Raw genomic sequence first — 12,512 nt, 5'->3', positions numbered from 1 at the left:
GGCTCGGTCGGCCTGGGCCCGTGGCCCCGGCTCGGTCTGACTGGGCCCGGGGCCCGGCTCCGATGGGTCAGGCCACGGCGACGAGCGTCAGGTAGGCCATGCCGAGGACGCGCCGGTAGCCGTTCAGCCATGTCGAGCGCTGCCGGTCGACGCGCTCCCGGGTCTCCGCGGCGAGCGGGTGGCCGGGGTGGGCGGCGAGCCAGAGCTCGGTGTCGTACCGGTATCCCGACTCGAACTCCTCCCACTCCTCCCCGGTCGCCGTCTCGATCCACGCGGGCCGGAACCCCGCCTCGATCGCGAGGTCGACGAGGGTGCCGAGGGAGGTGTGGTCCCCCTCGTTCGCGCCGGGCCACATCCCGGCCAGTTCCTCGTCCGTGGGAGTGCGCTCCCAGAAGCACTCCCCGAGCACCACATGGCCCCCGGCCCTGACGAGACGGCGGAGTTCACTCAGCGCGGCGGAGAGGTCGTGCGGCTGCTCGGGGTCACAGAGGGCCTGGCTCGACCCGTGGCAGAGGACCACGTCGACGGGCCCCCGGTCGGTACCGAACGCCGACTCCTCGACGAAGACGGCACGGTCGGCGAGACCACGGGCCTCGGCCAGGGCCCGGCCACGGGCCAGGTCCTCGCCGTCGATGTCGATCCCCACGCCCTTGGCCGCCGGCGCGGCCTCCACGACGCGGAGCAGCAACTCGCCCCAGCCGCATCCGATGTCGAGCACATCGGCGGGCTCGATGGCGGCGAGCCGCTCGACCATACGGGTGGCACGGGCCTCGGAGAGCGGGCTGTGGAAGGTGAGGCTGCCGAGACGCGGAGGAAGACCGGATTCAGAACTGATCATGAAGGGGACCGTACGCCGTTCGACAGCCTCGACCGGGGGTCATCCGCGAACGGGGGGTGACCGAACGAGCGACCGGTGTGGTGGTGCCGATGCCGCGGTCCACGCGGTCGGCCAAGCCGCGCCGGTACTCGTCTCCCCACAGGAACTCCCGGCCGTCGTCGCCTCGGGCGGCGCGCTCCCGCTCGTCCTCCGTGGGGAGCCGCACCTCGATGCCGCCGAGCCGCTCCCCCACCCAGCGGCAGGGGGCAGTCGCCGCCTGCCAGGTGACCCCGGTGACCGGGTGGTGCGCCGGACCCTGGGGAACCGCCCGGCCGGTGACCGCCGCGAAGGGGGTCCACCGGCCGATCGTGACCGGGGTCCGGGCGATCCGGTGGGACAGGGCCTAGCGTGGGACACGTGTACACCACGCGCGTTTCCCGCCATGTCGACGCCCCGCCCTCGGCGGTCTACCGGGCCCTGCTCGACCCGGAGGCCGTCGCCCGCTGGCGAGTGCCGTACGGAATGACCTGCGAGGTCCACGAGTTCGACGCCCGCGAGGGGGGAAACTTCCGGGTCTCGCTCACCTACGACACGGCCGACGGCACCGGCAAGTCGGGGGCCCGCACGGACACGTACCACGGGCGCTTCGTCGAGCTGCTCCCGGACGAACGCGTCGTCGAGATCACCGAGTTCGAGACATCGGACCCGCGGCTTCAGGGCCCCATGACCCTCACCACGACCCTGATCGCGCTGGAGGGCGGCACGGACGTCGTCGTCGTTCACGAAGGAGTGCCCGACGGCGTGCCCGCCGCCGACAACGAGGCCGGTACGCGGATGGCCCTGGAGCGCTTGGCCGCGCTGGCCGAGGGGCGGCCCGACCCGCAGGCGTGACGCCGCCCGGAGCGGGGCGCGCGGTCAGACCGGCTCTCGGCCCAGCGCCGCGAGCGGGTCGTCCAGGACCGGCTGCCACGCCAGCTCGGCCGCGCCGACGAGGCTGTTGTGGTCCAGGGTGCAGGGGAGGATCGGCACTCCGCCGCTGCGGCCCCAGAGGCTGCGGTCGGCGACGACCGCGCGGAGGCGCTCCGGGTCCGCGTCGAGCAGCTCACGGTGGAGGCCGCCGAGGATGATCCGGTCCGGGTTGAGGATGTTCACCAGGCCCGCGAGGCCGAGGCCCAGACGGTCGATCAGCTCCCCCACCGCGACCCGTACGCCCAGGTCGTCGGGGCTCGTGCGCAGCAGGTCGCGGGCCTGCTGGAGCAGGGACAGCTCGGGGCCGGGGGCGCGGCCGGCGGCCGTGAGGAAGGCCAGCGGGTCGGTCTCCACGTCCAGGCAGCCGCGGCTGCCGCAGTGACAGGCGCGGCCCTCCGGGTTCACCGTGAGGTGGCCGACCTCCAGGGCGAGGCCGGCGCTGCCGGTGTGCAGGCGACCGTCGAGGACGAGCGCGCCGCCGACCCCTCGGTGGCCGGTGGCCACGCAGAGCAGGTCGCGGGCGCCGCGGCCCGCGCCGTGGCGGTGCTCGGCCAGGGCGGCGAGGTTCACGTCGTTGCCGGTGAAGGCGGGGCCTTCGATGCCGGCGGCCCGTACCCGCTCGGCGAAGATCTCCCGGACCTGTGCCCCGGCGGGCCAGGCGAGGTGCAGCGGGTTCAGCGCGGTGCCCTCGGGCTCGGCCACGGCCGAGGGGGCGGCGAGCCCCGCGCCGACGCAGCGGCGACCGCTCTCCCTGAGCAGGTCGACTCCGGCCTCGACGACCTCGCCGAGGACCTGGGCCGGGTCGGCGGAGACGGTCACGCAGCCGGGAACGGTGGCCACGATGGTGCCGCCGAGGCCGACGAGCGCGGCGCGGAAACCGTCGGCGTGGACCTGGGCGGCGAGGGCGACGGGTCCCTTCTCGTCGACGGCGAGGCGGTGGGAGGGGCGGCCCTGGGACCCTGCGGCGGCGCCGGGGTTCGAGTCCACGCGGATGAGGCCGAGAGCCTCCAGCTCGGCGGCGACCGCGCCGGCGGTGGCCCTGGTGACGCCCAGTTCGGCGGTGAGGACGGCCCTGGTCGGCGCCCTGCCGGTGTGCACCAGTTCCAGCGCGGGGCCGAGCGCGCTGCGCCCCCTGTCCAGCCGTGTCCGGGTCGTCGTCGCCTTGCCGTTCATGGGGTGGAGTCTCCCATGATCGGGGGATGGGATGTCCCCTTGGGCTCCCCCTTGGGCTCCCCCTGGGCTTCCCCCTGGGCTTCTCCCTTTGCGGGCCGGCCTCGGGCGAGGGCTGCGTCCTCGCCCGAGGCCGGGGGGGTGGCGTCAGGTCAGTGGGCGCCGAGGAACGCGCCCTCCGGGCCCTTCTCCCAGCCCTTCTCCGAACACGAGCCGGTGAAGATCGTTCCGTACACGGACGGGACGCCGGCCGCCGCGCAGTGCGAGCTGAAGCCCGCGCCCCCGGCGGAGAAGTACCCCGCCCCGAATCCGTCGTTGGCGAGCGCGCCACCGGCGCCGCCCAGCAGAATGCCCACGGCCAGGACAGACGCGGCGAGAGAACGCATAGCTACTCCTCGAGATCTCGGAAATGACGCGCCAGAAGGTGCTCGTCTGCCGGTCAAACGCCTCGGGTACAGGCGAGACACGGCGTCTCACTCCAATGCCGGGCAGTCGGATCCCGGGGTCGCACAGGCGCAGAAACGATGCTCTCCAGCCGCCCATTGGGGATCACTCGCACCGCGGTGACCTGGCCTTTGTCGCCCGGACAGCGGGCACGGCGGTGGGCATCACGTATCGGGGCGGAAGCCATGGGGGTATCAGGGCCGGTCCGGAGAAGGCTTCGGATTCGCCCGTCGCTCGCTTGATTGCGGCCGGGGGATCCCCCTATCCTGAGTTTGTGCCGCTACTAAACAAAGTACGGACGGCCGTTCCGGGGGGCTCCGGCGGAGACACCGCCACCCACCCCCTGTCCCGCCTCCGCGTCGCCCTGACCCTCTTCTTCGCTCTCGACGGTTTCCTGTTCGCCGGCTGGGTCGTCCGGATCCCCGCCGTCAAGCAGCAGACCGGCGCCTCGGCCGGTGACCTCGGCCTCGCCCTTCTCGGGGTGTCCGCCGGCGCCGTCATCACCATGACGCTGACCGGGCGGCTCTGCCGTCGTCACGGCTCCCACGTCGTCACCGTCGCCACCGCCGTACTCCTGTCGCTGTCGGTCGCGCTGCCGGCGCTCACCCGGTCCCCGCTCGCCCTCGGTCTCGTCCTCCTCGTGTTCGGCGCGGCGTACGGCGGGATCAACGTCGCCATGAACAGCGCCGCCGTGGATCTCGTGACCGCGCTCCGGCGCCCGGTGATGCCCAGCTTCCACGCCGCGTTCAGCCTCGGCGGCATGATCGGGGCCGGCCTCGGTGGACTGCTCGCCGGGGGCCTGTCCCCGACCGCCCATCTGCTGGGGCTGACCGGCGTCGGTCTGGTGCTCACCGCCGTCGCCGGGCCCGTACTCCTGCGCCACCCCTCCCCCGCCCCACCGCCCGAATCCCTGCCGCCCGCGGCCGGTGCGGAGGGCGGGCGGTCCGGCGGGTCACGGCGCATCGTGCTCGTCTTCGGTGTGATCGCGCTGTGCACGGCGTACGGCGAGGGGGCACTCGCCGACTGGGGCGCCCTCCACCTGGAGCAGGACCTCGGCGCGCACCCGGGGGTGGCCGCCGCCGGGTACTCCGTCTTCGCGCTGACCATGACCGCCGGGCGTCTCTCCGGCACCGCCCTGCTCGAACGCCTCGGCCAGACACGGACCTTGGTCCTGGGCGGCGCCACCGCCGCGGCCGGAATGCTGCTCGGCGCGCTCGCGCCGAGCATCTGGGCCACCCTGCTCGGCTTCGCGATCACCGGACTCGGGCTCGCCAACATCTTCCCCGTCGCCGTGGCCCGCGCCGGTGCCGTCGCCGGTCCCGGCGGGGTGGCGACCGCGTCCACGCTCGGCTACGGGGGCATGCTGCTCGGCCCGCCGTCCATCGGGTTCCTCGCCGACTGGTTCTCCCTGCCGGTGGCGCTCACGACCGTCGCCGTCCTCGCCGCCGGCGCGGCCGTCATGGGCTACTGGGCGCGGAACGCCGGAGCCTCTCGGGTGAGTTGACTCCCCGGCGCACCCATGGCTGCGAGAATGCGCCCATGGACGCGTCGAACGGGGGAACGTTGAAGGTCGAGGAGTACATCGACACGCTGGCGGCCGCCGGCCGGGCCCTGGCGGTGGCGGCGGCCGAGGCGGGGCCGGACGCGGAGGTGCCGACCTGTCCCGGATGGCGGGTGCGGGACCTTCTCCGGCACACCTCGATGGTGCACCGCTGGGCCACGGATCTCGTGGCCCACGCGCACACCACGTACCAGCCGGACGGCGGCGAGACCTCGCTCGACGGTGACGAGCTGCTCGCCCATTTCCGCGAGGGGCACGCGGGTCTCGTCGCAGCACTGCGGGCGGCGCCGGAGTCCCTGGAGTGCTGGACCTTCCTGCCCGCGCCCTCGCCGCTCGCCTTCTGGGCACGGCGGCAGGCGCACGAGACCACCGTCCATCGCGCGGACGCCGAGTCGGCGCTCGCGGCGGGGCCGGGTCCGGTGGAGCCGACGGTCGCCGTCGACGGCATCGACGAGCTGCTGTTCCGGTTCCACGGCCGGGACCGCAGCCGGGTGCGGACGGCCGAGCCTCGGACGCTGCGGGTGCGCGCGACCGACACGGGCGACGTGTGGACCGTACGGCTCTCGGCGACGGAACCACCCCGCACCGAGCGGGGCACCGCCAACCGCACCGAGCGGGGTGCCGCCACGGGTCCGGCGGACGCCGAACTCGTCGGGGCCGCCGACCGGCTCTACCTCGTCCTGTGGAACCGGCTGCCCGTCGACGCCGTGACGCTCACCGGTGACGAGGAGCTCGCGCGGGTGTGGCGCGAGACCTCCGGGATCACCTGGTCCTGAACCCGGGACCACCTGGTCCGGACTGGGACTCTCCGGGCAGCCCGCTGGGTCTCAGCCGAGCCAGCCGGGGCGGACGAGACCCGACTCGTAGGCGAGGACGACGAGTTGGGCGCGGTCCCGGGCGCCCAGCTTCACCATGGCGCGGCTCACGTGCGTCTTGGCGGTGAGGGGGCTGACGACCAGTCTGCGGGCGATCTCCTCGTTCGACAGGCCGATGCCCACCAGGGCCATCACCTCCCGTTCCCGCTCGGTCAGGGCGCCGAGGGCCGCCGTCGCCCCCGGGGCCTTCGAGCGGGCCGCGAACTCCTCGATCAGGCGGCGGGTCACGCCCGGGGAGAGCAGTGCGTCCCCGTGGACGACGGCCCGCACGGCCCGCAGCAGTTCTTCCGGCTCGGTGTCCTTGACCAGGAAGCCGGAGGCGCCGGCACGGATCGCCTCGAAGACGTACTCGTCGAGTTCGAAGGTGGTCAGCATGACGACCCGGATCTCGCCGAGGTCCGGGTCGTCCGTGATGCGGCGGGTGGCCTCGAGACCGTCGAGGCCCGGCATCCGGATGTCCATGAGGACGACGTCGGGGCGCAGGGCACGCACCCCCTTCACGGCCTCGTCGCCGTCGGCGGCCTCCCCCGCGACCTCGATGTCCGGCTGGGCGTCGAGCAGCGCGCGGAACCCCGCCCGGACCAGCGACTGGTCGTCGGCGAGCAGCACTCGGATCACGGGATCTCCTGCGGTGGCGGGGGCTCTTCGTGGGGGAACGGGAGTACGGCGTGGACGCGGAAGCCGCCGTCCGGGCGTGCGCCCGCCTCGATGGTGCCACCGAGGGCCGCGGCGCGCTCCCGCATGCCGGCGAGTCCGTTGCCGCTGCCTCCCGCCTCGGTGCCGGTGGCGGGGCCGTCGTCGTCGACCGTCAGGTCCAGGTGCCCGGAGGCGTACCCGATCCGCACCCGGGCCGTACGCGAACCGGAGTGGCGCACCACGTTGGTGAGTGCCTCCTGCACGATCCGGAAGGCGGCGAGGTCGGCGCCGGGCGGCAGGTCGGTACGCCGGCCAGTCCGCGCGACGGTGACGGTGAGGCCCGCGGCGCCGGCCTGCTCGACGAGTTCGCGGAGGCGGCCGAGTCCGGGGGCGGGCGCGCGGGGCGCGTCGCCGCGGGTACGGAGGGTGTCGAGGACCTGCCGCACCTCGCCGAGCGCCTCCTTGCTGGCCGCCTTGATGGTGGTCAGAGCGGTGCGGGCCTGCTCCGGGTCGGAGTCCAGGAGGGCGAGGCCGACCCCGGCCTGCACGTTGATCACGGAGATCGAGTGGGCGAGCACGTCGTGGAGTTCCCGGGCGATACGGAGCCGTTCCTCGTCGGCGCGGCGCTGCTCGGCGGCGGCCCGGTCGGCCCGCAGTTGCGCCCGCTGCTCGCGCCGTACCCGGACCGTCTCGGAGGCGGCCAGCACGGCGACGGCGAACGCGGCCGCGGGAAGCTCCTGCCCCCACGGGGCGGGCCCGTCGCCCGCCGGGGGCAGCCAGCGGTAGAGCCAGTGCGAGAGCAGCAGATGACCTGCCCACAGCAGGCCGAGGGCCCAGGCGGCGGCGGTCCGGTGCCCGTGGACGACGGCCGCGAAACAGGCGACGGCGACCATGACGAACACCGGGCCGTACGGGTAGCCGGCCAGGAGATAGCCGAAGGTGACGGCCGCGACGCCGAACACCACCGGTACCGGCCACCGGTGACGGAACAGCAGGGGCGCCGCGCCGAGGAGCAGCAGGGCGCGCCCGAGCGCGTCGAGCGCCTCCCGGTCGGGCTGGTTCCGCGCGGCGAACCCGGTCCCCGCCATGACGACCACGGCGATCAGGAGCGTGGAACGCCAGGGCAGGCCGCTGCCGCCGTCCCCGCGCTGCCACCGGCCCCACTCGCGGCCGGCCGCCCGGTCCGGGTGCTCATGCGCGTGGAGCTCATGCCGCCGGAGCCCATGCGCGCGACGCTCGTGCGGCCGGTGCTGATGCGGCCGGTGCTCATGCGGCCGGCGCTCCCCCGGCTCGCGTGTCGGCCTCGCGCCGTCGTGCCCGTGCTCGCGCCCGCGCCTCCGTTCCTGATCCATGCCCGCCACGCTAACCGTGAGGGGCCCGTGGAGACGTCAGCCCGACGGGGTGGCCCCCCGTACTCCCGGCGGAGTAGGCGGCGGCCCGTCCGTACGAGGCGCGGGCGCCGAGGCCCGTGGCGCGATCTCAGCCGCGCGGCAGCAGGCCCACGTCCTGGCCGAGGCGGCGGGCGGCCGCCGTGAAGAACGTGTCGCGGTCCTCGACGATGTTGTGGAAGTGGCCGAACACCTCGAAGGAGATCAGTCCGAAGAGCTGCGACCAGGCGGCCACGAGCGTGACCGCGAGGGCCGGAGGGAGGTCCGGGGCGATGTCGGCGGCCAGCCGGGCGGCCTCGGGACGGAGCCCTTCCGGGAGCGGGCGGGGGGCGACGCCCTCGCCGGCGTGCGCGCTGCGCGCCGTCTCGATCAGGACGAGACCGACGCGGGAGGCGGGGACGATCGTGTCCTGGGGCGCGCTGTAGCCGGGGACCGGGGAGCCGTAGATCAGGGCGTACTCGTGCGGGTGGGCGACGGCCCAGGCGCGGGCGGCCCGGCAGACGGCGGTCCACCGCTCCAGGGGCCGCTCCCCCGCGGTCTCGGCGGCGGCCTTCTCCGCGGCGGCGCCGATCGCGTCGTACGCGTCGACGATCAGGGCGGTGAGCAGCTCGTCGCGGCTCGGGAAGTAGCGGTAGAGCGCGGAGGAGACCATGCCCAGCTCACGGGCGACGGCCCGCAGGGACAACTTGGCGGCGCCTTCGGCGGCCAACTGCGTGCGGGCCTCGTCCTTGATGGCGGCGGTGATCTCGATACGGGCGCGGGCGCGGGCTCCTCGAACGGTCGTCATGGAGAGCAGTGTAACCAGTTTCAGAGCACCGATACGAAATGAGAGCAGTGCTCTTGATTGTGAGCGGTGATTCCTGCACACTCGAATCAAGCGAGAGCAGTGCTCACACTTTGATCCCCCGCAGGAGGAACCCATGTCCGCACGGCCCACCGACTCCAGCCCCGCCGGCTCCAGCCCCGCCGCCCACGTCATGCAGCCCGGCTGGTTCACCGTGAACGTCCTCAACCGCACCGTCGCCTGGGCGACCCGTCGCGGCTACAGCGTCTGGGGCTCCCGCGTCCTCGCCGTCCGCGGCCGCAAGAGCGGCGAATGGCGCCGTACTCCCGTCAACCTCCTCACGGTGGACGGCGACCGCTACCTCGTGGCCCCCCGCGGCCACGTCCAGTGGACCCACAACATGCGGGTCGCCGGTGGCGGGCAGCTGATCCTCGGCAAGCACGTGCAGGACTTCACCGTCGTCGAGGTGTCCGACAACGACAAGCCCGCGCTGCTGCGCGCCTACCTCAAGCGCGGGAAGGCCGAGGTCGGTGTCTTCTTCGGCGGCGTCGGCCCCGACTCCTCCGACGAGGAGCTGCGTGCCATCGCGCCGAAGCACCCCGTCTTCCGCGTCACGCCGACGGGCCCCACCACTCCCGCCGCGTGAAACCGGCCGGAGCGGCGGAGCCCGTCCGCCTCTCTCACTTCATGTGCGCCAACAGGCGTCAGACCACTTCCGGGGCCTCGGGTGTCTCCGGCTTCGCGGAGGCCTCGACCTTCACGTCGGCCTGCACATCCGCCTGCCCGTCCGCCTTCACGTTCGCCTGCGTCGCATCGGGCTTCCCGCCCGCGTTCTCATCGGCCTCGGGTGCCGACCGCTCGCCCTTGCCGACGCCCCGGCCCGCCGGGCCGACACCCGACGAGGTGTCCATGCGCTTGTCGAGGATCTCGAGGGCCCGGCGGGCCATGCCGTTCGAGCGGACCATGCCGCCGAGCGTCGCCGAACCCCGGGTGATGTCGGCGAACGCGTTCCAGGCGGGTCGCAGCCCCGTGAGCGTCGCATGCAGCAGCCCTGGCCGCCGCTCGAAGACGGCGAGCATCCGCCGGCCGACGGCCATCTCGACACCGAGCCCGGCCTTGATGGCGAAGGCGTAATTCAGGGCCTGACGCCGGGCGTCGACCGCGTCGTTCGCCTCGGCGACCCGCACCGCCCACTCGCCGGCCAGCCGGCCCGAACGGAGCGCGTACGAGATGCCCTCACGCGTCCACGGCTCCAGGAGCCCGGCCGCGTCACCGCAGACGAGGACCCGGCCGCGGGAGAGCGGCGAGTCGTCGGTGCGGCAGCGTGTCAGATGACCGGAGGAGATCGTGGGCTCGAAGCCGGACAGGCCGAGCCGGGCGACGAAGTCCTCCATGTACCGCTTGGTGGCGGCGCCCTCGCCGCGCGCCGAGATGACGCCGACCGTCAGGGTGTCGCCCTTGGGGAAGACCCACCCGTAACTGCCGGGCATCGGGCCCCAGTCGATGAGGACGCGGCCCTTCCAGTCCTCGGCCACGGACGGCGGTACGGGAATCTCCGCCTCCAGGCCCAGGTCGACCTGGCCGAGCTTCACCCCGACATGCGCGCCTATCCGGCTGGCACTGCCGTCGGCGCCGACGACCGCGCGTGCGAGCACCGTCTCGCCGTCGGCGAGGACCACGGCGACGGTCCGCCGGTCCGGCACCGCCGGGCCGTGCTGCTCCACGCGGGTCACCGTGACCCCGGTCCGCAGCTCGGCGCCCGCCTTCTGGGCGTGCTCGACGAGCTGGGCGTCGAACTCCGGACGGTTGATGAGCCCGAAGAGCATCTTCCGCGAGCGGCGGGTACGGGCGAAGCGGCCGTCCAGGGAGAAGGTGACGGCGTGCACCCGGTCCTGGAGGGGCAGTTCGAAGCCAGGCGGCAGACAGTCGCGGGAGGGGCCGATGATGCCGCCGCCGCAGGTCTTGTACCGGGGCAGCTCGGACTTCTCCAGGAGCAGCACCCGTCGCCCGGCCACCGCCGCCGCGTAGGCCGCGGACGCGCCGCCGGGGCCCGCGCCGACGACCACGACGTCCCAGACCTCGGTGTTCTCGTCGTCCGCACCGTCCAGGGCGGTCCCAACGTCCACGGCGTCCACGGCGTCCACGGCGTCCAGCGACGCCTCCTCGGCCGGCGCTCCGTCATGCGGTGCATGCGACGTCTCAGCGTCCGTGACCTCGTCCGACACCGCGTCCGTGATGCCCTCAGGAGCCGCGCCTTCGGGCGCGGTGTTCTCCGGACCGGCGTTCTCCGCTTGCTCGCTGCTCACGATGTCCTTCTGCTCCTGATCCGACCGGTGGTCTGCTCCTGACGCATCCTACGGCGCGGTAGCCAGAGGCCCGCGCCGTAGGATCGACGGTGCGTTCGCCGTACCACGACATACGCCGAACGCCGTCCTTACGTCGTAAACGTCGCACCCATCAGGAGCGTGCCCATGACCTCGAATCCGATCGCCGAGACCGTCCGGTCCCTGATGCCCCGTGCCAAGGCCGAGCTCACGGAGCTGGTGGCCTTCGAGTCGGTGGCGGACGAGGCCGTGGCGCCCCGCAGCGAGTGCGAGGGCGCCGCGAACTGGGTCGCGGACTCGCTGCGCGCCGAGGGCTTCCAGGACGTGGCCCTGCTCGACACCCCGGACGGCTCGCAGGCCGTGTACGGCATCCTGCCCGGCCCGGTCGGCGCGCCGACCGTCCTTCTGTACGCGCACTACGACGTGCAGCCGAAGCTGGACGAGGCCGCCTGGCTCACCCCGCCGTTCGAGCTGACGGAGCGGAACGGTCGCTGGTACGGGCGTGGCACGGCCGACTGCAAGGGCGGCTTCATCCTGCACCTGCTCGCGCTGCGCGCCCTGAAGGCGAACGGCGGCATTCCCGTGACGGTCAAGGTGATCGTCGAGGGTTCGGAGGAGCAGGGGACCGGCGGTCTCGAGCGGTACGCGGAGCAGCACCCCGAGCTGCTCGTCTCCGACGCGATCGTGATCGGCGACGCGGGCAACTTCCGGGTGGGTCTGCCGACCGTGACCGCGACCCTGCGCGGCATGACGATGATCCGGGTGGGGATCGACACCCTGGAGGGCAATCTGCACTCCGGTCAGTTCGGCGGCGCGGCGCCGGACGCGCTGGCCGCGCTCATTCGCGTACTGGACTCGCTGCGCGGCCCGGACGGTTCGACCGTCATCGACGGGCTGCCGGGCGAGCAGGTGTGGGAGGGGCTGCAGTACCCGGAGGATGACTTCCGCCAGGACGCCAAGGTCCTCTCCGGGGTGTCGCTGCCGGGCGCCGGTACGGTCGCCGACCGGATCTGGGCGCGTCCCGCCGTCACCGTCGTCGGCATCGACTGCCACCCGGTGGCCGGGGCGACCCCGTCGATCCCGTCCTCGGCCCGTGCCCAGATCAGCCTGCGGGTGCCGCCGGGCCTGGACTCGGCCGAGGTGACGAAGCTGCTCTTCGCGCACATCGAGGCGCACACGCCGTGGAACGCCCGGGTCTCGCTCGAACAGGTCGGTCAGGGCCAGCCGTTCCAGGCGGACACGTCGAGCCCGGCGTACGCCTCGATGGCCGAGGCGATGCGGATCGCGTACCCCGGCCAGGAGATGCAGACGGCGGGGATGGGCGGCTCGATCCCGCTGTGCAACACGCTTGCCTCGCTGTACCCGGAGTCGGAGATCCTGCTGATCGGTCTGAGCGAGCCGGAGGCGCAGATCCACGCGCCCAACGAGTCCGTCTCGCCGGACGAGCTGGAGCGACTGTCGGTCGCCGAGGCGCACTTCCTGCTCAACTACGCCCGCTCGAAGCAGAACTGACGGATGGACACATTCAGCGTTCGGCGAAGCTC

General features: G+C 73.6%; 12 protein-coding genes and 1 pseudogene. 5 read left to right on the top strand and 8 right to left on the bottom strand.

Features of this window, described 5'->3' with window-relative positions; all coding sequences use genetic code 11:
• Nucleotides 1–67: 67 nt before the first annotated feature.
• A complete protein-coding gene (locus N5875_RS33875; protein ID WP_338498037.1) occupies nt 68–838 on the bottom strand; it encodes a methyltransferase in 771 nt (256 codons plus the stop codon).
• A 70-nt stretch (nt 839–908) separates the two neighbouring features.
• Nucleotides 909–1,217, bottom strand: a pseudogene (locus N5875_RS33870) (SUMF1/EgtB/PvdO family nonheme iron enzyme); the annotation flags it as partial.
• 17 nt (nt 1,218–1,234) lie between these two features.
• Between N5875_RS33870 and N5875_RS33865 the strand changes: the two are divergent.
• Entirely contained in the window at nt 1,235–1,708 is a 474-nt protein-coding gene (locus N5875_RS33865; protein WP_318206445.1) for an SRPBCC family protein, read from the top strand.
• A gap of 24 nt (nt 1,709–1,732) precedes the next feature.
• Here N5875_RS33865 and N5875_RS33860 read toward each other — a convergent pair whose 3' ends face one another.
• On the bottom strand, nt 1,733–2,959 hold the full coding sequence (locus N5875_RS33860; RefSeq protein ID WP_318206446.1) for an ROK family protein: 1,227 nt from the start codon (nt 2,957–2,959) through the stop codon (nt 1,733–1,735).
• Between the two features lie 149 nt (nt 2,960–3,108).
• Nucleotides 3,109–3,342, bottom strand: coding sequence for a hypothetical protein (locus N5875_RS33855; RefSeq protein WP_318206447.1), 234 nt, complete (start codon nt 3,340–3,342; stop codon nt 3,109–3,111).
• 332 nt (nt 3,343–3,674) lie between these two features.
• Here N5875_RS33855 and N5875_RS33850 point away from each other — a divergent pair, with 332 nt between their 5' ends.
• Nucleotides 3,675–4,904, top strand: a complete 1,230-nt coding sequence (locus N5875_RS33850; RefSeq protein ID WP_338498033.1) for an MFS transporter — start codon at nt 3,675–3,677, stop codon at nt 4,902–4,904.
• Nucleotides 4,905–4,963: 59 nt separating this feature from the next.
• On the top strand, nt 4,964–5,737 hold the full coding sequence (locus tag N5875_RS33845) for a maleylpyruvate isomerase family mycothiol-dependent enzyme (RefSeq protein ID WP_338499342.1): 774 nt from the start codon (nt 4,964–4,966) through the stop codon (nt 5,735–5,737).
• A 51-nt stretch (nt 5,738–5,788) separates the two neighbouring features.
• On the opposite strand, the gene N5875_RS33840 is transcribed toward N5875_RS33845, so the two are convergent.
• The 3 genes from N5875_RS33840 to N5875_RS33830 all read right to left on the bottom strand — a co-directional run bounded on the left by N5875_RS33840 (nt 5,789) and on the right by N5875_RS33830 (nt 8,647).
• Nucleotides 5,789–6,454, bottom strand: coding sequence for a response regulator transcription factor (locus N5875_RS33840; protein ID WP_318206449.1), 666 nt, complete (start codon nt 6,452–6,454; stop codon nt 5,789–5,791).
• Complete coding sequence (locus N5875_RS33835) at nt 6,451–7,824, bottom strand: sensor histidine kinase (protein WP_338498030.1); 1,374 nt, start codon at nt 7,822–7,824, stop codon at nt 6,451–6,453. The genes N5875_RS33840 and N5875_RS33835 overlap by 4 nt, the downstream gene beginning before the upstream one ends.
• Nucleotides 7,825–7,951: 127 nt before the next feature.
• Nucleotides 7,952–8,647, bottom strand: a complete 696-nt coding sequence (locus N5875_RS33830; protein WP_338498028.1) for a TetR/AcrR family transcriptional regulator — start codon at nt 8,645–8,647, stop codon at nt 7,952–7,954.
• A gap of 133 nt (nt 8,648–8,780) precedes the next feature.
• Here N5875_RS33830 and N5875_RS33825 point away from each other — a divergent pair, with 133 nt between their 5' ends.
• Nucleotides 8,781–9,290, top strand: a complete 510-nt coding sequence (locus N5875_RS33825) for a nitroreductase/quinone reductase family protein (protein ID WP_338498025.1) — start codon at nt 8,781–8,783, stop codon at nt 9,288–9,290.
• A 58-nt stretch (nt 9,291–9,348) separates the two neighbouring features.
• Here the strand turns inward: N5875_RS33825 and N5875_RS33820 are convergent, their stop codons facing one another.
• Nucleotides 9,349–10,752: a geranylgeranyl reductase family protein gene (locus N5875_RS33820; RefSeq protein ID WP_338499341.1), complete on the bottom strand. Its 1,404-nt coding sequence runs from the start codon at nt 10,750–10,752 to the stop codon at nt 9,349–9,351.
• 363 nt (nt 10,753–11,115) lie between these two features.
• Between N5875_RS33820 and N5875_RS33815 the strand changes: the two genes are divergently transcribed.
• Nucleotides 11,116–12,480 (top strand): dipeptidase, encoded by a 1,365-nt coding sequence (locus tag N5875_RS33815; RefSeq protein ID WP_338498023.1) that lies wholly within the window; start codon nt 11,116–11,118, stop codon nt 12,478–12,480.
• Nucleotides 12,481–12,512 lie beyond the last annotated feature (32 nt).

The sequence above is a fragment of the Streptomyces sp. SJL17-4 genome (assembly GCF_036826855.1).
Classification (GTDB): Bacteria; Actinomycetota; Actinomycetes; order Streptomycetales; family Streptomycetaceae; genus Streptomyces.
Note: the sequence above shows the minus strand (reverse complement) of the source record. Positions and strands in the feature narration are given on the sequence as shown.